The organism is Clostridium sp. OM05-5BH (assembly GCF_003481505.1).
GTDB lineage: Bacteria > Bacillota > Clostridia > Lachnospirales > Lachnospiraceae > Otoolea > Otoolea fessa.
Genome location: NZ_QULJ01000004.1, coordinates 234611 through 255233, shown reverse-complemented (window position 1 = coordinate 255233; position 20623 = coordinate 234611). Strand labels below are relative to the sequence as shown.

At 49.5% G+C, this 20623-nt stretch carries 14 protein-coding genes, 4 tRNA genes and 1 other RNA gene; 3 read left to right on the top strand and 16 right to left on the bottom strand.

All coding sequences use genetic code 11. From position 1 onward, the window contains the following. Position 1: 1 nt before the first annotated feature. Together DXB70_RS07435 and DXB70_RS07430 are read right to left on the bottom strand one after the other, a co-directional pair. The gene (locus DXB70_RS07435; RefSeq protein ID WP_243023705.1) at positions 2-1972 is read right to left on the bottom strand and encodes a CARDB domain-containing protein; all 1971 of its coding nucleotides are present in this window, start codon (positions 1970-1972) and stop codon (positions 2-4) included. Positions 1973-2049: 77 nt separating this feature from the next. After that, a complete protein-coding gene (locus tag DXB70_RS07430; RefSeq protein WP_118672994.1) occupies positions 2050-2814 on the bottom strand; it encodes an ABC transporter ATP-binding protein in 765 nt (254 codons plus the stop codon). 559 nt (positions 2815-3373) lie between these two features. Here DXB70_RS07430 and pyrB point away from each other — a divergent pair. Further along, positions 3374-4297 carry an aspartate carbamoyltransferase gene (gene pyrB / locus DXB70_RS07425; RefSeq protein ID WP_107001544.1) on the top strand — a complete coding sequence of 308 codons (924 nt, stop codon included), beginning with the start codon at positions 3374-3376 and terminating at the stop codon, positions 4295-4297. Next, positions 4291-4716 carry an aspartate carbamoyltransferase regulatory subunit gene (locus tag DXB70_RS07420; protein ID WP_022359701.1) on the top strand — a complete coding sequence of 142 codons (426 nt, stop codon included), beginning with the start codon at positions 4291-4293 and terminating at the stop codon, positions 4714-4716. Before pyrB ends, DXB70_RS07420 begins: the two co-directional genes overlap by 7 nt. Before the next feature lie 136 nt (positions 4717-4852). Here DXB70_RS07420 and DXB70_RS07415 read toward each other — a convergent pair whose 3' ends face one another. The 14 genes from DXB70_RS07415 to DXB70_RS07350 form a co-directional block, all read right to left on the bottom strand. After that, positions 4853-6280 (bottom strand): alanine/glycine:cation symporter family protein, encoded by a 1428-nt coding sequence (locus DXB70_RS07415; RefSeq protein ID WP_118673060.1) that lies wholly within the window; start codon positions 6278-6280, stop codon positions 4853-4855. 101 nt (positions 6281-6381) lie between these two features. Beyond that, positions 6382-6729: RNase P RNA component class A (gene rnpB, locus DXB70_RS07410), an RNA gene on the bottom strand. Between the two features lie 44 nt (positions 6730-6773). Next, on the bottom strand, positions 6774-8426 hold the full coding sequence (locus DXB70_RS07405) for a nucleoside kinase (RefSeq protein WP_118467466.1): 1653 nt from the start codon (positions 8424-8426) through the stop codon (positions 6774-6776). 12 nt (positions 8427-8438) lie between these two features. Then, positions 8439-9239 (bottom strand): Nif3-like dinuclear metal center hexameric protein, encoded by an 801-nt coding sequence (locus tag DXB70_RS07400; protein WP_107001548.1) that lies wholly within the window; start codon positions 9237-9239, stop codon positions 8439-8441. Continuing rightward, positions 9226-9993, bottom strand: a complete 768-nt coding sequence (locus DXB70_RS07395) for a class I SAM-dependent methyltransferase (protein WP_118638553.1) — start codon at positions 9991-9993, stop codon at positions 9226-9228. Before DXB70_RS07395 ends, DXB70_RS07400 begins: the two co-directional genes overlap by 14 nt. A 43-nt stretch (positions 9994-10036) precedes the next feature. After that, positions 10037-11152: an RNA polymerase sigma factor RpoD gene (gene rpoD, locus DXB70_RS07390; protein ID WP_022359694.1), complete on the bottom strand. Its 1116-nt coding sequence runs from the start codon at positions 11150-11152 to the stop codon at positions 10037-10039. Positions 11153-11356: 204 nt separating this feature from the next. Then, positions 11357-13270, bottom strand: coding sequence for a DNA primase (dnaG, locus tag DXB70_RS07385; protein WP_107001551.1), 1914 nt, complete (start codon positions 13268-13270; stop codon positions 11357-11359). A gap of 10 nt (positions 13271-13280) precedes the next feature. Then, positions 13281-14288 (bottom strand): deoxyguanosinetriphosphate triphosphohydrolase, encoded by a 1008-nt coding sequence (locus DXB70_RS07380; protein WP_117795145.1) that lies wholly within the window; start codon positions 14286-14288, stop codon positions 13281-13283. A 324-nt stretch (positions 14289-14612) separates the two neighbouring features. Continuing rightward, positions 14613-16295 (bottom strand): carbon starvation protein A, encoded by a 1683-nt coding sequence (locus DXB70_RS07375; protein ID WP_022359691.1) that lies wholly within the window; start codon positions 16293-16295, stop codon positions 14613-14615. A gap of 262 nt (positions 16296-16557) precedes the next feature. Continuing rightward, positions 16558-18315, bottom strand: coding sequence for a S8 family peptidase (locus tag DXB70_RS07370; protein WP_118672992.1), 1758 nt, complete (start codon positions 18313-18315; stop codon positions 16558-16560). Between the two features lie 99 nt (positions 18316-18414). Further along, positions 18415-18498, bottom strand: a tRNA-Leu gene (locus DXB70_RS07365). Between the two features lie 4 nt (positions 18499-18502). Further along, positions 18503-18586 (bottom strand) — tRNA-Leu (locus DXB70_RS07360). A 166-nt stretch (positions 18587-18752) separates the two neighbouring features. Continuing rightward, positions 18753-18836: transfer RNA gene (locus DXB70_RS07355), tRNA-Leu, on the bottom strand. 4 nt (positions 18837-18840) lie between these two features. Continuing rightward, positions 18841-18924, bottom strand: a tRNA-Leu gene (locus tag DXB70_RS07350). A 487-nt stretch (positions 18925-19411) separates the two neighbouring features. On the opposite strand from DXB70_RS07350, the gene ychF reads away from it, so the two are divergent. Continuing rightward, positions 19412-20509 carry a redox-regulated ATPase YchF gene (gene ychF, locus DXB70_RS07345; RefSeq protein ID WP_118672990.1) on the top strand — a complete coding sequence of 366 codons (1098 nt, stop codon included), beginning with the start codon at positions 19412-19414 and terminating at the stop codon, positions 20507-20509. Positions 20510-20623 lie beyond the last annotated feature (114 nt).

The window sequence follows — 20623 nt, the reverse complement described above, 5'->3', positions numbered from 1 at the left end:
TCTATTTTTTCTTTCTTTTCAGATGATCGTTTTGTTCTTTTTCAACGTCCTTTGTTTCGTCTTCCGATACATCTGCTGTCGTCATTTCCGGCTCGCCCAGCTCATTGTCCAGTTCCTCTTCTAATTCGTCTTCAAGCGCCTTTTCTCCTGCTATTTTCTTCTTTTTCCTCTTCCAGACAACTACACCGACACCTGCGCCCACCAGCGCAGCGATCACAAGCATCGGAGCGATCCGCCCAGCGCCGCCCGCTTGCGCCGCATCGGCATCTGCATCCATGCCGTTGTCCATTCCATCCATGCCGTCCATCCCGTCATCGGAAAACGCCTCACTCACGTTCAGAAGCATTTCTTTTTCAGTCTCTGAAACGACTCCATTTTCATCCTCATAGGAAATGATAATCTTCACTTTTCCATCATCGGTTGTCGGCGCAATCGCGGTCAGCATCGTATCGACATTGCCGGTTTCGCCCGGCTTGATATTTCCCACATAAGCGTCAGCTGGTTGGATAGAATCTGCCTCAAAACGCGCCATAACATTGTAAAGAATTACTTTTCCGGTGTTGTTGATGCCAAACATGACATTCGTCTCAGAACCAACCTCAACCGCATCCGGCATCACATCGATCGTACTGGTGTTCAGACGCGGCTCCTGCTTGACCGGAAGTGCAATCTTGACCTCTTCCTTGGCATTTTTAAACTCCGGGCTGTCGTACTGCTCCTGGATTGTCATGCGGTATGATTTCTGCTCTGCCGTCGGCGCTGCCTTAAATACCATCGACAAATCCGCCGTCGCCCCCGGCGCCATATTGTTGACTACCACCGAAGTCGAACCGCTCTCCGAGGTAAAGATCGGTGTATTTTCAACCTCTTCTGACGCAAATGTAAACATGATATTGGAAGCCGACACATCGGAGGAGGCATTCTTCATCCGCACGCGCAGCTCAAACGGCTGCCCGGCATAGATTTCTGCCGGAATCGTCTCGAAACTATCTACGATGATTCGGGATTTGGTACGATCCTGCTCGCCCGCATCGGCTGAAAGCTCATCGTCATCCTTTCCCTTGACACGCACGTAAAATACCTTGTCCACCGGATCGGAGAACTCGCCGCCCTCTTCTTCGCGGTATGTAACCAGATAGTGAATCGGGAAAAAGCCCGATTTTACGTTCTCGCGCACCATCATGCTGTACGGAACCGTCACCATCTGCCCTGGTTCCATGTCGCCCATCTTGCGGTTATAGTTGCCCTCGTTGATATCAAACGGAAACTTTGTTATATCCGCGTCAAGCTGCATATCCACGCGGACATCGTAAACCTTTTTAAGCCCCGTATTCGTCAGATTCACGCCAAAATTCATGACCTGATTGTAGCCCGCATACGGTGTCTGCTGGTTGTCACCGATGGAAAAATCGTAATCCAGCTTCGTGTTGTCGTCTTCCTCGGTGGAGGAACCATCGTAGGCGGATACCCAGATGTTGATGCCGACTTTTAGGCTGTCATCAATATAGAAAAACGCCTGATAATATCCTGCTGCCAAATCCCGGCGCAGTTTATACGTCAATGTTACACTTTTAGACGAACCTGGCTTTACATCAATTCTTTTTTCTTTAAACGTATTTGAATCAGCTTCAAATGGAAAATGTTTTCCAGACCATGAAATATTGGAATCCGAATCACTGTCATCATCATCGTCATCATCATATGTATAAAATTGATCGTATTGATCCGCATTGGCTAAACGAATTGTTCTTAAATAATTATCTCCTTTGCTGCCATTATTATGAACCGTCATCTTAATCGAAATTTTATTTCCGGCCTTTCCGTGCGGCACTTTACTGACGGTAATTAAATCATCGTTATATTTTGTCATATCCAGCATTTCCGCCTGCGCCGTCCGGCTTCCTCCCACCGCCAGCACCGCAAAAAGCAGCAAAAACACCGCCCATCTCTTCCACTTTCTCATACCTCTCATTTTTCATACCTCCATATCCTCTCACATTAAATGCTGCTTTTATCAATTTCTCATTCTATCGTCAGCATTCCTGTGTTTTAGCCTTCTATTTTCCCATCTTCCTTACCCATTTGCCGATTCTCCTCTATCTTCACAATCTTACCATCGATAATATGGAAGATCCGGTCCGCATACGCCGCCAGATGGTTATCATGCGTGACCATAACCAGCGTCTGGTTCTGTTCCCGGACGATCCGCTGCATCAGTTTCAGCACATCCATCGTCGTATGGGAATCCAGATTTCCAGTCGGCTCGTCTGCAAAAATGATCTCTGGATGTACCACCAGCGCCCGTGCGATGCCGACACGCTGCTGCTGCCCGCCGGACATCTGGTTCGGCATATGATCGCCGACTTTTTCCAGTCCGACCATTTTCAGATATTTTTCCGCCATCTCCCGGCGCCCGACGCGCGGCACACCGCGGAAGGACAGCGGAAGCGCTACATTTTCAACCGCATTCATCGTACCGAGCAGGTTATATGACTGGAAGATAAATCCGACCCGCTCCCGGCGGAATGCCACCAGCTGGTTCTCGTTTAATTTTTCTATGTGCTGTCCGGCTATGACAATCTCGCCCTTCGTCGGCTTCTCCAGCCCCGCCAGCATATTCAATAAGGTAGATTTACCCGAACCGGAGGTACCTACAATCGCACAGAATTCGCCACGGTACATCGTAAAATCAACGCCGTTCAGCGCGTATACCTTCGTCTCGCCGACGCGGTAGACTTTATATAGATTTTTTACCTGTATGACAGGTTCCCGTTTCCGGAATTCATTCTTCCCCGGCACTTTCCGCTCTTCCATCAGCCTTCTCCATTTTCTAACTTATTTCATGCTCCTGAATATTCCATCGAAATCCATTCCTGACAACCTGGATTTATACAAGTTTCAACCATTGCAATTCCAGTTCTTCTTTCTACATTATACCGGATTTGTTTCAATTCTCCTACCTTATTTTTCTTAATGTTCCTTACGCTTTTCTTACCGTTACTGTTCACACACGTGTGCCCAGCAACGGGATTTTGCCGATGCTGCGCATTCCAAATCGGCAAAATCTGCTGCCAGAACTGTATCGTACGGAATTTTCAGTTCAGAAAATTCCTACCTGTGAACAGTTACTTCTTACCAGTTTTTCTCCCTGTCTGACCGTTCCTTACGCTAATCCATTTTGCCCTGGAAAATCATTTTTATTTCCTATTTCATCGCAGGTAATCTTCCAGCCGTCATCACATTGTCCATATTTTCTATCCCCCCTATTCATATTTTTTATATCACAGATCATTAAAAGCTATAGCAATCCATCTGGAAATGTTTTATAATAGTTGGGAAAAATATGCTAATACGAATAGAGAAGGAGAATCAAATGAGACATTTGCTGAATCCACTGGATTTTTCCGTTGAGGAGATCGACCAGCTTCTGGATCTCGCTTCCGATATCGAAGCCAATCCAGCCAAATATGCACACGTCTGCGACGGAAAGAAAATCGCGACTCTGTTTTATGAGCCAAGCACCCGTACACGCTTAAGTTTTGAGGCTGCTATGCTGAACTTAGGGGGACGGGTTCTTGGCTTTGCTTCTGCCGATTCAAGCTCTGCTTCCAAGGGCGAGAGTGTGGCAGATACCATCCGCGTTATCTCCTGCTTCGCAGATATCTGCGCGATGCGCCATCCGAAGGAAGGTGCGCCGATGGTTGCTTCCCTGCACTCTTCCATCCCGGTTATCAATGCCGGCGACGGCGGCCATCAGCATCCGACCCAAACCTTGACCGATCTGATGACAATCCGTTCTTTAAAAGGACGCCTGAACAATTTAACAGTCGGTCTGTGCGGCGATTTGAAATTCGGACGCACGGTTCACTCCTTAATCAATGCGCTGTCCCGCTACACAGGCATCCGTTTCGTCCTCATTTCCCCGCCGGAACTGCGCGTCCCGGATTATATCATTGAGGATACACTGAATGCAAAGGGAATCGAGTACAAAGAGGTTGAAAACCTGGATGAGGCGATGCCGGAGCTTGATATTCTCTACATGACACGTGTCCAGAGAGAGCGTTTCTTCAACGAGGAAGATTACATCCGTATGAAAGACTGCTACATTCTCGACAAAAAGAAGATGGAGCTTGCCCGTGATGATATGTTTGTGCTCCATCCGCTTCCGCGTGTCAATGAGATTTCCGTTGAGGTGGACAACGACCCGCGTGCCGCTTATTTCAAACAGGTTCAGTACGGCGTATACGTCCGTATGGCTCTGATCATGACTTTACTGGAGGTGGAAAAACCATGTTAAATATCAGCGGATTAAAAGAAGGTTTTGTTCTGGACCACATCCAGGCAGGACGCAGTATGGATATTTACTTTAAACTGGGGCTGGACAAGCTGGACTGCCAGGTGGCTATCATCAAAAATGCGCGCAGCAGCAAGATGGGACGCAAGGACATCATCAAGATCGACGGCAGCCTTGATCTGGTAAATGTTGATGTGCTCGGCTACATCGATCACCGTATCACGATCAACATCATCAAGGATGGAAAAATCGTAGAGAAAAAGGATGTCAAGATGCCGAAAAAAATCACAAATGTCATCCACTGCAAGAACCCGCGCTGCATTACCTCGATCGAGCAGGAGCTTCCGCATATCTTCTATCTCGCGGATGAGGAAAAAGAGGTATACCGCTGCCAGTACTGTGATGAGAAGTATTCGCTGTAAATTCTCCTGAATATATCAAATGAATATCAAAAAAGCCATGAACGACTTTTCTGTAGATTTACAGATCATAAGCGATTTCATGGCTTTTTATTATTTTCCAGATTATAGATTCCAAAAGTGCCTACCCTTGAACATCTTAATTCCAGAACTCTGTCTTACCTTCCAGCCCGATACTCTCAGCCTTGAAGCACGGATTCTTGCCTTCCTTTTTCTGCGTCAGGTAATCATCCAGACATTTGAGCGCTGTATTTCCCAGAATCACAATAACCGGCAGGTTGATGATCGCCATGATACCCATGAGGACATCCGCGAGATCCCATACCAGACCGAACTGGAGCTGTGCGCCGATGAAAACAACTACCACCGCAAACAGGCGGAACACATTCATTTCTTTATTTTTCAGCGTACGGCCTGCGATGTAGTTGAGACATCCCTCACAGTAGAACAGGTTGCCGAGCAGCGTCGTGAATGCAAAGAGAAGAAGTGCAAATGTGATGAAGTACGGTCCAATCACACCAAATATTGTTCCCAGCGATTCCTGTACAAACGGAGCGCCTTTCAGCTCTTCCGACGGAACGATGCCGGTGCAGAGACACATCATCGCAGTTGCCGTACAGATAAGGATCGTATCGATGAAAACAGAAAGCATCTGTACCAGTCCCTGCTTAACCGGATGGCTGACATCGGCTGCTGCCGCCGCGTTCGGTGCAGAACCGACACCCGCCTCGTTGGAATACAGACCTCTCTTAATTCCCTGCATCATGGCAGAACCTGCAAATCCGCCGAAGATCGCCTTGAAATCAAAGGCATTGGAGAAGATATTGACAAATACCTCCGGGAGTCTTCCGATGTTTAAGATCATGACCGCAATCGCCATCAGGATGTAGAAAACGCCCATAAACGGAACCAGCACGCCGGTAATGCGGACAATCTGTTTTCCGCCGCCTATGATACAGATGCCGACCAGAATCGCCAGAATGGCGCCGCCGATCATCGGAACCAGGCTCCTGTCTCCCATCATAAACTGATGGTAAAAACCATAATTCGACATACTGTCAATCAGGTTAAAGGACGCCAGCATATTAAAACCGCCAGCATAAGTAGCAATCAGGGCAATCGCGAAGACAACGCCCAGCGCACGGCTCTTCAGCGCCGCCTCGATATAATAAGACGGACCTCCGTAGCTTCCGCCGGATGCGTCGCGCTTCTTATAAATCTGTGCCAGCGTGCTCTCAACAAAAGCCGATGCGCCGCCCACAATCGCGATCAGCCACATCCAGAACACCGCGCCGTAACCGCCGATCGCGATCGCATTGGCTACACCTACGATATTGCCTGTGCCGACGCGGCTCGCCGTCGATACCATCAGCGCCTGAAATGCGGATACGGAGTTGCTGTCTGTCTTTTCTCCGACTACCCGGATTGATTCCGGAAGCAGACGGAGCTGTACGAAACGGCTTCGGAGTGTGAAATACAGTCCGACCGCCAGCAGCATGATAATCAACAGATAGCTGTACATAACATTGCTGATCATACCAACGAGTGATGCAAATCCTTCTAACATAAAATTTCCCCCTTTTCTTTTGTATACAATATAGAAAAAAAGAGCCGCTGCCAAATAAAGATGCTCTTTTGTCTCTGCATTCGGCAACAACCCTCTTAAATGATTTGAGCAAAACGGTAAGCCGGGTTATGTCGTTGAATGGTCATCTATCTAGTCCTGCTGTCGCCAGCAGGCTCAAGCGACCTACCCGAGAGCAGACGGGCCGCCTTGCGCTCTCTGTTCGGTCTTGCTTCGGATGGGGTTTACATGTGCCCCGGCTGTTACCAGCCGGGCGGTAGTCTCTTACACTGCCCTTCCACCCTTACCCGGTAAACCGGGCGGTACATTTCTGTTGCACTGTCCTTGGAGTCGCCTCCACCAGACGTTATCTGGCATCCTGCCCTGTGAAGCCCGGACTTTCCTCACCTGCAGCCTTTCGGTTCTGCAGCCGCGACCATCTGTCTTACTCAAAACATTCTAACTTTACCATATTTTCAGGCATTTGTCCAGTCAATCATACTTTAAAACAGCTCCCGCCGATAAATTCACGCACGATCGAATTGTGCGGCACCTGTTCACTGCTGACACCCAGAAAATAATCGAGAAATTTGAGCAGCCGCTTCGCCTCACTGTACTCCGCCGAATCACGCGGAACACTATATAGGATCGGCTCCGCATACTGTTTGAGCACCGAAAACTCATATAAAAATGCCGAATTGAACATCGCATCCGCCTGTTCCTGATATGGGAAAATGTTCCGTTCCTCGCCCCGGCGGACGGAATCCCACATCCGGATCGTGTCCTGTGCCGACGCGCCGCGCGTTCTCGCATCGCGGACCATCCGCCGGATCAGACGTCCGTCCGTCGTCGGAACGCGGTTGTGATCGTCGATATTTAACTGGGTCAGCGCACTGATATAAATCTTAAATTTCTTATCACGCGGCAGTGAATACGACAAATCATCATTCAAACAGTGAATTCCCTCGATGACCAAAATATCCTCCGCCCCAAGCTGCAGAAAATCGCCCTTATATTCGCGCTCGCCCTTGACAAAGTTGTAAACCGGCAGCTCCACGCGTTTTCCCGCCAAGAGTGCTTCCATATCTTCATTAAACTGTTTCACATCGATGCAGTTTAACGCCTCATAATCGTAATTTCCGTTCTCATCCCGCGGACTGTCCACACGGTTGACAAAATAGTTGTCCACCGCGATCGGATGCGGTTTCAGTCCCAGCGCACCGAGCTGAATCGACAGACGGTGCGAAAAAGTTGTTTTTCCCGAAGAGGACGGTCCCGCAATCATGACCAGCTTGCGTCCGCTCTCATGAATCTGCTCCGCGATATCTCCGATCTTCTTTTCCTGCAGCGCCTCCTGCATCAGGATCAGGTCATTCATGCGCCCCTGCGCGATCGTATCGTTGAGTGTTCCCACGTCAAATACACCGAGCTTGTGACCAAGCTTTTCTGCCTCCTGCTGGACATCAAACAATTTTTTCTGCGGATGGAACGGCTGAATCGCCTTCGGCTGCTTCTTGTTCGGCAGACGCAGGATAAATCCTTCCTCGTACATCTGTAAATCAAAATATTTGAGATACCGGGTGCTCATGACCATATATCCGTAGAAATAGTCGTCATAATCGCCGAGCCGGTAAACATTGACCCGCGACGCCCGCCGGTAATTGAACAAACGCGCCTTGTCATACATGCCCTGCTCCTGGAAATGATCCATCGCCTCATCCGTATTTTCACTGCGCTTTAAGAGCGGAAGATCCAGCTTTACCAGGCGCTCCATTTCCTCCTTTGCCTGATTTAAAAGCTTCTGGCTGAGTGTCACCTCGCCTTCCACTTCGACATACAGACCATTTTCCACGGAAAAGCAGACCGTCAGATTCTTTAGATGATCTTTCCCCACCACATCCTGAAAGGCTTTCATCATCAGAAAGACGGCACTTCTCTGATATGCCAGATAGCCAGCCGTATCTGCCGCTGTGATAAATTCCATCTGGCAGTCCTTCTGCAGTGTTTTATGCAGCTCCCGCAGCCGTCCATTTACCGAGACCAGAAGAATATCATTCTCGTAATTCTTCTGATATTCCTCCGCAATCTCCGCATAGGCGGTTCCCTGCGGATATGTTTTTATCTCACTCCCAATCCGTACTTCCGGCATGTAATCCCCTCCCTAAACAATCTGGATTGGAAACGCCGGTTTCTCCCGCACAACCTTCACGGCGTCTCCCAGCTTCCCCATCAGATATTTCTCCATAAATTCAGTAAAAATGTGTTCAATTCCATAATGTCCAGCGTCGATGACCGCCATGCCCTGTGCAACCGCGTCGATTCCTTCATGGTGGCTGATATCTCCTGTGATATAAACCTGCGCCCCGGCTGCCAGCGCCTCTCCCATCGTGCTTCCGCCCGCACCCGGGCAGACCGCCGCTTTCTGAATCACTGCCTCACCGTCCAGCTTACCGAATACCGCCGCATACGGCAGGCCAAATGCCTCCTTGACCCGCTCGGCAGCTGCCTGCAGCGTCATCGGCTGTTCGAATCGTCCAGTGCATCCGATTCCGTAGGAAGTGCCGTCCCCGGTCTCTCCCATTTTCTCTAAAACCTCACAATCCGTCAGTCCCAGCTTCTTTGCCGCCAGATCTGCCATGCAGCCCGGCGCCGCGTCAAAATTGGTGTGCATCGCATAGTAGGAAATATCATCCTGAATCATCCGCAGGACTCTTCTGCCGATGAAATTCTGATCGGACACCTGCTTGATTCCTTTGAAAATAAGCGGATGGTGCGTCAAAATCATATCCGCCCCCGCCTGCTCTGCCTGCTCAATCACAGAATCGGTGGCGTCCACCGCCAGAAAGATCGTCTTCACTTCCTTCCCGCTGCGCCCCGCTAAAAGCCCCGGATTGTCCCAGTCACATGCCATGCTGCGCGGCGAAAGTGTTTCCAGGATCTTGATAATCTCACTGCATTTCATGTCTCGTCTCCTCTATCAGTGCCAGATAGGCGGTCAGTTCGTTGATGCGCGCTGCTCGGCGGCTGATCGCCGTCTCTCCCGCTTCACTGGCTTCTAAAGTTCTCTTCTTGTTCTGGGCATCATTTTCTGTCAGCCCTGCCAGCACCTGCCGCGTCATCTTCTCTTCTTTCTCCAGATACGCAAGCAGCACCGGATCTTTCTTCCGGATCAAATCGGCTCCAAAACGGTAATCCTGCTCTCTCCCCGGCCGCATCGTGCCTCGCGCCGCTTCTATCACTATGTAATATTTTCCCTCGTCCGTCAGCATCGCTTCCCGGAGAATCGAAAATCCCTGTTTTTCCAGAAAATGACGCACTTCGTCCTGCTCCGACTGCGGCGACAGAATCAGGCGTTCTTTTCCCTCGCTCCAATTCTCCCACACATGGCGTCCCTGTTCCAGAATCCGGCAGGTCAGTTTTCCGCCCATTCCTGCGATCACAACTGTGTCTGCCTCGCCTGCCTTCAATTTTGCCAGTCCGTCTGACAGGCGCAGTTCAATTTTCCCGGAAAGCCCCACCTCTTCCACGTGTTCTTCCGCCCGCTCCAGCGGGCCTTTCCGCACATCCATCGCCAATGCCGACGGGCACACGCCCTTCTGCACCAGCCAGATCGGCACATAACCGTGATCGGTGCCGATATCTGCTACCCGGCTGCCCGGCTGTACAAAAGAAGCGATCCGTTCCAGACGCTTCGAGAGTTTTACTTCTGTCCGCATGATTTATTCTCCTGTGTTCTACTTTTTATTTCTTCTTTCCAGATCATTCATCCAGATAATCCTTCAATTTTTTGCTCCGGCTCGGATGGCGCAGCTTCCGCAGCGCTTTCGCCTCGATCTGGCGGATCCGCTCGCGGGTGACATTGAACTGCCGTCCTACCTCTTCGAGCGTGCGCGGTCTGCCGTCGTCCAGGCCAAAGCGCAGACGCAGCACCTTCTGCTCCCGCTCGGTCAGCGTATCGAGCACTTCCATGAGCTGTTCATGCAGCAATGTATAGGTTGCCGCATCGACCGGAACCTGCACATGATCGTCCTGAATGAAATCGCCCAGATGACTGTCTTCCTCCTCGCCGATCGGTGTCTCCAAGGAAACCGGATCCTGTGAAATCTTCATGATCTCCCGCACACGCTCAACCGGCATCTCCATCTTTTCCGCGATCTCCTCCGGGGTAGGTTCCCGTCCAAGTTCCTGTAAAAGCTGTCTGGAAGTCCGGATCAGACGGTTGATCGTCTCCACCATGTGAACCGGAATCCGGATCGTCCGCGCCTGATCCGCGATCGCGCGCGTGATCGCCTGACGGATCCACCAGGTTGCATAGGTGCTGAACTTAAATCCTTTTGAATAATCATATTTTTCAACCGCCTTGATAAGACCCAGATTTCCTTCCTGAATCAGGTCAAGGAACTGCATACCTCTGCCGACATAGCGCTTCGCAATGCTGACAACCAGGCGCAGATTCGCCTCCGCCAGACGTTTTCTGGCATTTTCATCTCCCAGCTCCATCCGCTTCGCCAGCTCAATTTCCTCTTCCGGGGAAAGCAGCGGCACTTTTCCGATCTCTTTCAGATACATCCGGACTGGATCATCGAGGCTGACGCCATCCGGGATGCTGAGATCCAGGTTGTCCACGTCGATCGGCTCCTCCTCCTCGCCGTCTTCAAAAAGTTCTGGCTCCATGTCCTCATCGTCATCCATCCGGAGAACGTCTACATGATGATTTTCCAGAAAATCATAGATCTGATCGAGCTGTTCCGGGCTCAGTATCTCACCATGGAAATAATTCAATATTTCTTTATTGTCCAGTACATTTTTCTTTGTTTTTGCCAATTCCAGAAGCTGTGTGAGTTTTTCTTCAAATGTAACTTTTTTCTCTTCCATAGTTCGTCCTTCCTTCCATCCTCAGAACCTGCCCGACCATTTCCAATTTTGTTACTGAACACGCATACGTGTCCAGTAACGGAATTTGCCGTGGCTTCGCATTTCAATACGGCAAATTCCTGCTGCCACCACGTTTTCTTACGGCACTTTCGGTTCCAAAAGTGCCTACCCGTGTACAGTAACCCAATTTTTCCCAATCCGCAATCACTCCAACGTGATTACGAGCGAAGGCAATCCCGCCTGTTCCCGTATGAGCCGCTGCAGCTCATTCAAATCCGACGCCCGCCGGATCTGATCGTCGAGGCTGTTCTTCTTGATCCGGCGCACCGTCTCCGCAAATGCCTTTTTCTGCTCCTCATTGTTTAAGGATTCTTCCAGACTTGCATTGAAAAGCGCCGCGACTTCTTTGTAATTGCCCTCGTCGTCGATAAAGCGGTTCAAAATCGCCGCCGGATTGACATTTCCAGCTTCCAGACCCTCAAATACAGCTTTTGCTGCTTCTTTATAAAGTGGTTTTACAAAATCCTCCGGTCCGATGATGTCCTTGATCCGGGCATACAGCGATGGTTCTTCAATCAGCCATGTAAGAAGCAGGCGTTCTGAACGGCGGATGCCCTCGTCCTTCTCCTTCTTCCTGCCCACCGGTCTCACCGCCGGTCCCGTATTTCCCGGAAACTCTGCATTTCCAGCACCGCGGTTTTCCGCCATTGCCCCGGCACTGCCGACGCTTCCGCCTACCTCCCTGTTTTGTACCGCACCAGTCGTATTTCCGGTTCTATATGAATCACCATAGCGACCCGCATATCCGCCTGCTGCCGTTTCCCCGACGCCATACCGGCTTCCGAGCTGGTTGACCAGCCGCCGCAGATCTTCATAATTGATAAAGTATTCCCGCGAAACCGCCTGTATATAATTATCCCGCTCCAGCGCCTCGCCAAATTCAAGCAGCTTGCGCGCCGTCTGATTGTAAAATGCCGTCTTCTGCTCCGGATCTTCCATATCAAAGCCGGCTTTCAGCACATCGATCTCATAGAGAAAGCTGTTTCTCGCCGTCTCGATCCGCTTTTCAAACTCCTCTGCTCCCAGATTTTTCATAAATTCATCCGGATCCTTATACGGACGCATATTCAGTACCTTGGTTGAAATTCCTGCCCGCTTGAGGATCGGAATCGCCCGCAGCGCCGCCTTGACGCCCGCGCCATCGCTGTCGTAGGTCAGAATGACCTGATCCGTATACCGCTTCAGAAGCGCCGCGTGCTGCTCGGTCAGCGCCGTTCCCAGCGATGCGACCGCGTTCGTATAACCCGCCTGGTGCATGGAAATCACATCCATGTAGCCCTCGCAGAGCATCATATATTTCTTTCTCGAAGTACGCGCGTAATTAAGCCCGTATAGATTCCGGCTTTTGTCAAACAGCATCGTCTCCGGTGAATTTAAGTATTTCGGTTCTCCATCCCCGAGGACACGACCGCCAAACCCGATCACCCGGCTGTTGACATCCATGATCGGAAACATGACACGGTTCCAGAACTTGTCCCTGGCGCCGCGCTCCTCAATCGTTACCAGCCCCGTATCCTTTAAAAGCTCGTCCTCATAGCCCTTGCTTTTCAAATACCGATACAGATCGTCGCTGATTTTATTGGAAAATCCCAGTCCGAACCGCCGGATCGTCTCATCCGTCAGCTTCCGCTTTACCAGATAATCATATCCTATCTTTCCCTGCGGCTGCTTGAGCTGGTAATAAAAATAATTGGCTGCCAGCTTATTGATCTCCAGGAGCGCCGCCTTGCGGTCCGCCTTCGCCTTTGCCTCCTTAGAATATTCCATCTTCGGCAGTTTCACGCCCGAACGGTCCGCCAGCATCTCAACCGCCTCGCGGAATGAATAATTTTCATATTCCATCACAAACGTAATCACATTGCCGCTGACACCGCAGCCAAAGCAGTGGTACATCTGCTTGGACGGCGACACAGAAAAGGATGGCGATTTCTCATGATGAAACGGGCAGAGTCCAAACAGGTTGCTTCCCTTCTTCTGCAGCTTCACGTATCCGGAAATCACATCCACAATGTCGCTACGCATTCTGACTTCCTCGATTACCTCTTCCGGATAATACATTTCTTCCTCCTTATACGCTCCAGGCTTTCGGAATAAACAATTCCTTAAACCGGTCAATCGCGTAAATATCTGTCATACCCGCGATATAATCGCATACCGCGCGCTCTTTCGTCTCATTTCTTATCTCCATAATCCGGTGGGATTCTTCCGGAAGTTCCTCCGGATGCGCCATATAATATCCATACAGCATCTCGATCATCTGCTGTGCGCGCCCTTCCTCCGCTTTCGCAATCCCGTCATGGTAGACATGGTCAAACATCCAGCGGCGCAGCCCGTGCATCGCCTCCTCGCGTTCCGGTGACATCGCCACCTCCGGCTTGTCCTGGCTGTGCTCGATGATGTCGTGGATCATGATATTCAGCCGCTCATGCACACTGTTTCCCAGAATGTCCGTGTACTCCCGCGGCAAATCCTCTTCCTTCATGATCTTTCCCCGGATCGCATCATCTATATCATGGTTTATGTAGGCAATTTTATCTGAAAGCCGCACAACATTCCCTTCCAGCGTCGCCGGATGACCGCTCGTCCGGTGGTTCAGGATCCCGTTGCGAACCTCCCAGGTCAGGTTCAGCCCCTGCCCCTTCTGCTCCAGCACCTCCACAATGCGGACACTCTGCTGATAATGCGCGAACCCCTCGCTGCAGAGCCGGTTGAGCACCGCCTCCCCCGAATGACCAAACGGCGTATGTCCCAGATCGTGCCCCAGCGCGATCGCCTCCGCCAGAGACTCATTCAGCCGCAGCGCTTTCGCGATCGTGCGCGCTATCTGCGATACTTCCAGCGTGTGCGTCAGGCGCGTCCGGTAATGGTCGCCCTCCGGCGCCAGAAAAACCTGCGTTTTCTGTTTCAGACGCCGGAACGATTTGCTGTGCAGAATACGGTCGCGATCGCGCTGATACTCTGGCCGGATGTCGCAGAGCGGTTCTTTCCGCTCCCGTCCCCGTGTATTCGCACTCAGCGACGCATACGGACTCAGGGTTTCCTGTTCCCATTTTTCGATCGTTTCTCTGATATTCATCCAGATCCCACCTTTATTCAGAATAATTTACGGAATAAATTCGAAAGTTCGCCCATTATCTTATAATAATATCATATTTTTGTAATTTGGGACAGAGGTTTTCCATGGATTTTTGATCTTTTTCTATTTTCTTTTTTTATTTTATGTGGAAAGAAGGGGAATTATGACTACTTATTTCCATCTATTGAACAAAGGGGCTTAGAATGAAAAAGAGAAGACATCTGTTCTTTTGAATACAGACATCCTCTCTTTACTACCACACATACAAAACGTAACGGCTGTCCCCGATGGACCTCATCTACATTTTATTTTCACTTATTATTTTTACTTATCCGCTTTTTCAAGCAGTTTCTTGATACCCTGAATTGCTACTAATACACCCAGGATTAACAGCAGCACTGCAAATACAAGCTGCAGTGTATTTCCCAGATCCAGACCGGTCGTCATAAATGCGTTTGTGAGCTTTATGATGGTCATGCTCAGTGCAGTAAAGGTAACTGCCATCATGAACAGCATCGGCACCCAGAGCATCCAGCCCTGACGCTTGGTTTTCTTTAAGAATACTGCACAAGCTACAAGAGCAAGTACCGATAACAGCTGGTTTGCAGAACCGAATAACGGCCAGATCTCTGCATAGCCGACCTTGGTAAGCAGGTATGCGAGTACCAGTGTGATGATGGTTGCAAAATATTTATTGGTTACTACTTTTACAAACGGGCTCATATTTTCCTCGTCTGTGTCCGAATCCATGAAAAATTCCTGGAACGACAGACGTCCTACCCGGGCAACCGAATCCAGGGAAGTCAGTGCAAATGCAGATACTGCCAGGTTGATTAATGTAAATACAAGCGAATGCGGCAGACCAACTACGGAAAGAAAGTTTGCGATCGCGCCTGCAAAAATCTGCGGCTGGGTGGTAAGTCCCTGTGCTGCTGCCTCGCCATCTGCAAAGGAAGCAACTGCAATCAGTGCGATGATAGCAAGCATACTCTCCATCAGCATTGCGCCAAACGAAACCGGAAGCATGTTCTTTTCATTTTTGATCTGTTTAGATGCAGTACCGGAAGATACCAGAGAATGGAAACCGGAAACTGCGCCACAGGCAATCGTTACAAATAAAATCGGGAACATATACTGTCCATTTACATTAAAGCTTGTAAACGGTTTCAAATTACATGCCGGATTGGCCACAAATACACCGATAACTGCACCGACGATCATAAAGATCAGCAGATAGCTGTTCAGATAATCACGCGGCTGAAGCAGCGCCCATACCGGAGCGACACTGGCAATCAGAATGTACACAAAGATAATAATATGCCAGGTTCCAAGATCGACATAGACTGGGAAATTCAGTCCCAGCGCGATCGCTGCCACCAGTAATAAGATAGCGACGGCTGTGTTGATCCATTTGTTGAATTTGGTATATTTGAGGAAATATCCAAGTGCAACTGCCTCGATGATAAATAACATAGAAGTAGTTGCAACGGCTCCATTTGCCGCTATCTTTGTGACAGCACCTGCCTCATCGACCGTAAATCCCTTAAATGTTCCCGCTACAACGTCTGCAAACGCTGCGACAACCAGAATACAGAACAGCCAGCAGAATAAAAGAAATAATTTCTTTCCTAATTTTCCAATGTACTCTTCGATGATGTATCCGATTGTACGACCCTTATTTTTGACAGACGCATACATGGATGCAAAATCCTGAACGGCGCCGAAAAATACGCCGCCGATTAAAATCCAAAGCAGGACCGGAAGCCAGCCAAAAATTGCTGCCTGGATCGGACCGTTGATCGGACCCGCACCGGCGATCGATGCGAACTGATGTCCAAACACGACGTTTGTATCAGCCGGTACATAATCAACACCGTCCTCCATCTCATATGCCGGAGTTTTGGCATTCGGATCGATGCCCCACTTATTCTGGAGATAACGCCCGTACAGAAGGTATGCTCCTCCCAGAACAACGATGGCGATTATCATCATCATTACTCCACTCATAGTTAAACCTCTTTCCTTTGTTTATTTATAAAAAAACGCCTCTGCTATCCAGTCGGATAACAAAGGCGGATTTTCTATCCAAACAGTCTTCCTGCTCCATCCAGTGACTCTCTGTATTCCCGTTCTTTTATGTCTTGCCATGCTCACTGCATTTTATACCATATAAATTATACTCTTTTGAACGGAAAATTCAATTAACACTTTAAATATAATTTACAATTTCATTTATTGTTTTTTGTGCACCTTGCACTTCCTATTGTTTTTACAACGGGAAACTTCGCTCCAGACACAATGCCCCATACCCCAACCGCTCATTCGGATATACCGTCTCCCCCGGCAGACTCCGCGCCCCGCGGATGAGATATGCTTTCATCTTCTCCCCATACAGATAGGGATCGTTCCCATTTACAATCCCCCATTGCATCATCAGAGCCGCCGATCCGGTCACAAATGGAGCGGCAAAGGAAGTTCCTGTCACTGCCTCATATCCGCCGCCTGCGCGGGCGGTTATGATATTTACACCAGGTGCCGCCAGCTCTGGTTTGATCGGATGCCCCAATCTTGCAAATCCACGACCGGAAAAATCTGCATACGCCTGCGTGGCGTCATCGTACGCCCCCACCGAGATCGCCCGGCTGGCGGTCGATGGGATTGTCAGCGTCGTGTCCGGCGATGCCGCCAAAAAACGTGTTTCCCTGTTCAGTGCCATGCCCGCTGGCAGCCACAGATCATACTGACCATCCCGTATTTCTTCTGGAATCAGACGGATTTTCCAGAGCCCGTCCTGAATGTAGGTTCCTTTTGGAATCAAATCCAGATAAATCTCCTGCGCCTGACTGTATGGACTCGGCATCCCATAATATAGAAGAATCTCTTCCGTCTCATAGGAAAGCCGCTGTGCTCCCAATGATTCCCGGATCACCCCGGTGCTGCTGCCGCCCGGACTGAAAATTTCTACTGAAAACCGGTCCTGATACAATTTCCATAGCTGCACACCGAAGCCCGTCTGATATTCCCCCACTGCAAGCTCTATCTCCACTGGACGTCCCATCTGTAGAAATCCCGCCCGGTGTCCCATGCTGTATCCTTCATTTCCGGTTCCCACGATGATGGAAGTCCGCCCCCGCTCTGCCATCGAATTTAGATACGTCTCCAGCAGGCTGGTTCCGTCATGCGAACCGTATGTATTTCCAAAGCTCAGATTCACCGCCACCGGCATCCGCCATTCCTGTGCGATTCCCACCACATAGTCCAACGCCCGCATCAGCTCTGTTGTCCTGGGAAATGAATCCGCAAGCGGCGTTCCAAGCTTCACGACCAGAAGTTCACTCTCCCAGGCTACTCCCCGGTAGTGTCCGCCGCCCTCCCAGCCATTTCCGGCTGCAATCGCCGCAACTGCCGTCCCGTGCCCGCTCACATCCCGCGACTGGACGATCTCGTAAGCGCGTTCCCGGCTGCCCGCCTCCAATGCCCGGTTGAGCTCCTCCCGCGTATAAATCCGGTTCTGCTCCTGATCCCAGAGTGCGGCGATGCGCGTCGTTCCATCTGCGTTTCGAAAGTCCGGATGGAAATAATCGATTCCGGAGTCGATGATGGCAGTCAATGTGCCGCGACCACTTAAATCAGCATCTCTGCCATACACGTTTTGAGAGACTTGATTTCCGCTCTGCACCGGCGCAATACAGGTATCACGAATCGCCCGGTTCACCTCAAAATAAAGACGCTTCGGCTTTTCTATATACTCAACCTGTGATAATCCTGCCAGATCATCCACCTGCGATTCAGGGAGCCGCACAATCGCGTAGCCGCCGGAAAGTGGATAAATTTCCGCCTGCGGCAGCTGTTCCTGCAACTTTTCCACAGTTCCATTATATTGAATGATTAATTCCCAGCGTTTCGTATTCTGGTCGTATCCCATCTGAAGTGCCGGGGACTTTTCCCGTTCCGCTTCTGTCGCATCCAAAGATAAGTTTAAAAGGTTTTCTTTTTTCTGGCTCTTGCCATTCACTAATTCACTCATTTTACAGTTTATGCTTATATGGCAAATCCCAGCATCATATTCTATCTATTTTTTTAACAAAACAAAACCCGGTACATCTCTGTACCGGGCTATCGATCATGCAGAAGAAGGGACTTGAACCCTCATGATGTTGCCATCACACGGACCTGAACCGTGCGCGTCTGCCAATTCCGCCACTTCTGCTTACTGCGGGAGATGGGACTTGAACCCACACGAGCATACACCCACAAGATCCTTAGTCTTGCCTGTCTGCCAATTCCAGCACTCCCGCTTACTGTTTTTCAATTTTCTCTATTCGATGATTTTCTCACCGACAAAGAGTAGTATAGCACAATTTCATTTAAATTGCAAGCCTGTTTTCCGCAAATTTATATCTGAATTTATTGAATCAGAGTATAGCAAAAACCCGGCACATCTCTGTACCGGGCTATCAGTCATGCAGAAGAAGGGACTTGAACCCTCATGATGTTGCCATCACACGGACCTGAACCGTGCGCGTCTGCCAATTCCGCCACTTCTGCTTACTGCGGGAGATGGGACTTGAACCCACACGAGCATACACCCACAAGATCCTTAGTCTTGCCTGTCTGCCAATTCCAGCACTCCCGCTTACTGCTTTTTATTTTTGCCTGTCGAGTGAGTCACTCACTGACGAAGCTTAGTATAGCACAGGCGCTCCGCGAATGCAAGCATTTTTTTGTTTTTTTTATTTTTTTTTATTTGTTCTAATTATTCCTATATTTTTATAGTTTCTTTCTACTGCAAAATCATGTATTTCAGCCCTATCCTACCACTCCGCAGCTCCCTTAAAAAATCCTTTCTTACTTCTTAAACAGGAAAATAGACAACCATTACACATTTCTGGTTACTGTTCACGCATACGTGCCCAGTAACCATTTCTGCATTCCTATAGCCACAAAATGTCTCCTTTGAGATTGAAAAAGCGCTGTCTTTCTGCTATAATATATAGTTGCATTGATTTCTTTCATTAAAATTAAGAAACATTACAAAAAGGGCGTAAAAAGGCGCAATAAGAAACCGAAAGAAAGGCGGAAATCCTGATAAGCAAAGGGTTTTCGGATAGGTAAATCATAAAATGAAATTAGGTATCGTAGGTCTGCCAAACGTAGGCAAAAGTACACTGTTTAATTCTCTGACCAAGGCTGGCGCTGAGTCTGCCAATTACCCGTTCTGTACCATCGATCCGAACGTCGGTGTCGTACCGGTTCCGGATCCGCGTCTGGGTCAGTTAGCAGCTCTTTATAATTCTGCCAAAATCACTCCGGCTGTGATCGAGTTCGTTGATATCGCTGGTCTGGTAAAGGGCGCTTCCAAGGGCGAAGGTCTTGGAAACCAGTTCCTTGCCAATATCCGTGAGGTAGACGCGATCGTACACGTTGTCCGTTGCTTTGAGGATCCAAATGTTATCCATGTAGACGGCAGCGTCAATCCTCTCCGCGATATCGAAACCATCAACCTGGAGCTCATCTTCTCCGATATGGAAGTTCTGGAACGCCGTATTGCCAAGACAACCAAGAGCGCCATGGGAAATAAATCCCTTGCAAAAGAGCTGGAAACTCTGAAAAAACTGTATGCGCACCTTGAAAACGGCAATCTGGCTAAGAGCTTTGAGCCGGAGGACGAGGATGAACTCGCGTTCATCAATACGCTGGACCTCTTAACCTGGAAACCGGTTATCTTCGCTGCCAACGTATCTGAGGATGATCTGGCAGATGACGGTGCTTCCAATGAATATGTAAAACAGGTTCGCGAATTTGCAGCTGAGAACGACAGCGAGGTATTTGTTATCTGTGCACAGATTGAACAGGAAATCGCAGAACTGGACGAGGACGAGAAAAAGATGTTCCTCGAAGATCTCGGTCTGACCGAATCCGGTCTTGAAAAACTGATCGCAGCCAGCTACCGTCTGCTTGGTCTCATCAGTTATCTGACTGCCGGAGAAACCGAGACACGCGCATGGACCATCAAGGTCGGCACCAAAGCTCCGCAGGCAGCTGGAAAGATCCACTCTGATTTTGAGCGCGGTTTCATCAAAGCCGAGGTAGTCAACTATCAGGATCTCTTAGACTGCGGTTCCTATAATGCAGCCAGAGAAAAAGGGTTGGTACGCATGGAGGGCAAGGACTACGTGGTGAAGGACGGCGATGTCGTACTCTTCCGCTTCAATGTTTAATATCGTGTCATAAAATCTCAGAAGCTGCCATCCGCTGATCAGATTCCCTTTTCGTAGATTTGGGGGAGGGGTATCCTCTCAAAGCATATCAACGGATGGCATCTCTTTTTATTT

Coding starts and splice junctions, on each gene's coding strand:
- DXB70_RS07430 (WP_118672994.1), bottom strand. CDS start 2,814: ATGGAAGAGCGGAAAGTGCCGGGGAAGAATGAATTCCGGAAACGGGAA.
- DXB70_RS07400 (WP_107001548.1), bottom strand. CDS start 9,239: ATGAAATGCAGTGAGATTATCAAGATCCTGGAAACACTTTCGCCGCGC.
- DXB70_RS07370 (WP_118672992.1), bottom strand. CDS start 18,315: ATGAGTGAATTAGTGAATGGCAAGAGCCAGAAAAAAGAAAACCTTTTA.
- ychF (WP_118672990.1), top strand. CDS start 19,412: ATGAAATTAGGTATCGTAGGTCTGCCAAACGTAGGCAAAAGTACACTG.
- dnaG (WP_107001551.1), bottom strand. CDS start 13,270: ATGTATTATCCGGAAGAGGTAATCGAGGAAGTCAGAATGCGTAGCGAC.
- rpoD (WP_022359694.1), bottom strand. CDS start 11,152: ATGGAAGAGAAAAAAGTTACATTTGAAGAAAAACTCACACAGCTTCTG.
- DXB70_RS07415 (WP_118673060.1), bottom strand. CDS start 6,280: ATGTTAGAAGGATTTGCATCACTCGTTGGTATGATCAGCAATGTTATG.
- DXB70_RS07395 (WP_118638553.1), bottom strand. CDS start 9,993: ATGCGGACAGAAGTAAAACTCTCGAAGCGTCTGGAACGGATCGCTTCT.
- DXB70_RS07375 (WP_022359691.1), bottom strand. CDS start 16,295: ATGAGTGGAGTAATGATGATGATAATCGCCATCGTTGTTCTGGGAGGA.
- DXB70_RS07380 (WP_117795145.1), bottom strand. CDS start 14,288: ATGAATATCAGAGAAACGATCGAAAAATGGGAACAGGAAACCCTGAGT.
- DXB70_RS07405 (WP_118467466.1), bottom strand. CDS start 8,426: ATGCCGGAAGTACGGATTGGGAGTGAGATAAAAACATATCCGCAGGGA.
- pyrB (WP_107001544.1), top strand. CDS start 3,374: ATGAGACATTTGCTGAATCCACTGGATTTTTCCGTTGAGGAGATCGAC.
- DXB70_RS07435 (WP_243023705.1), bottom strand. CDS start 1,972: ATGAGAGGTATGAGAAAGTGGAAGAGATGGGCGGTGTTTTTGCTGCTT.
- DXB70_RS07420 (WP_022359701.1), top strand. CDS start 4,291: ATGTTAAATATCAGCGGATTAAAAGAAGGTTTTGTTCTGGACCACATC.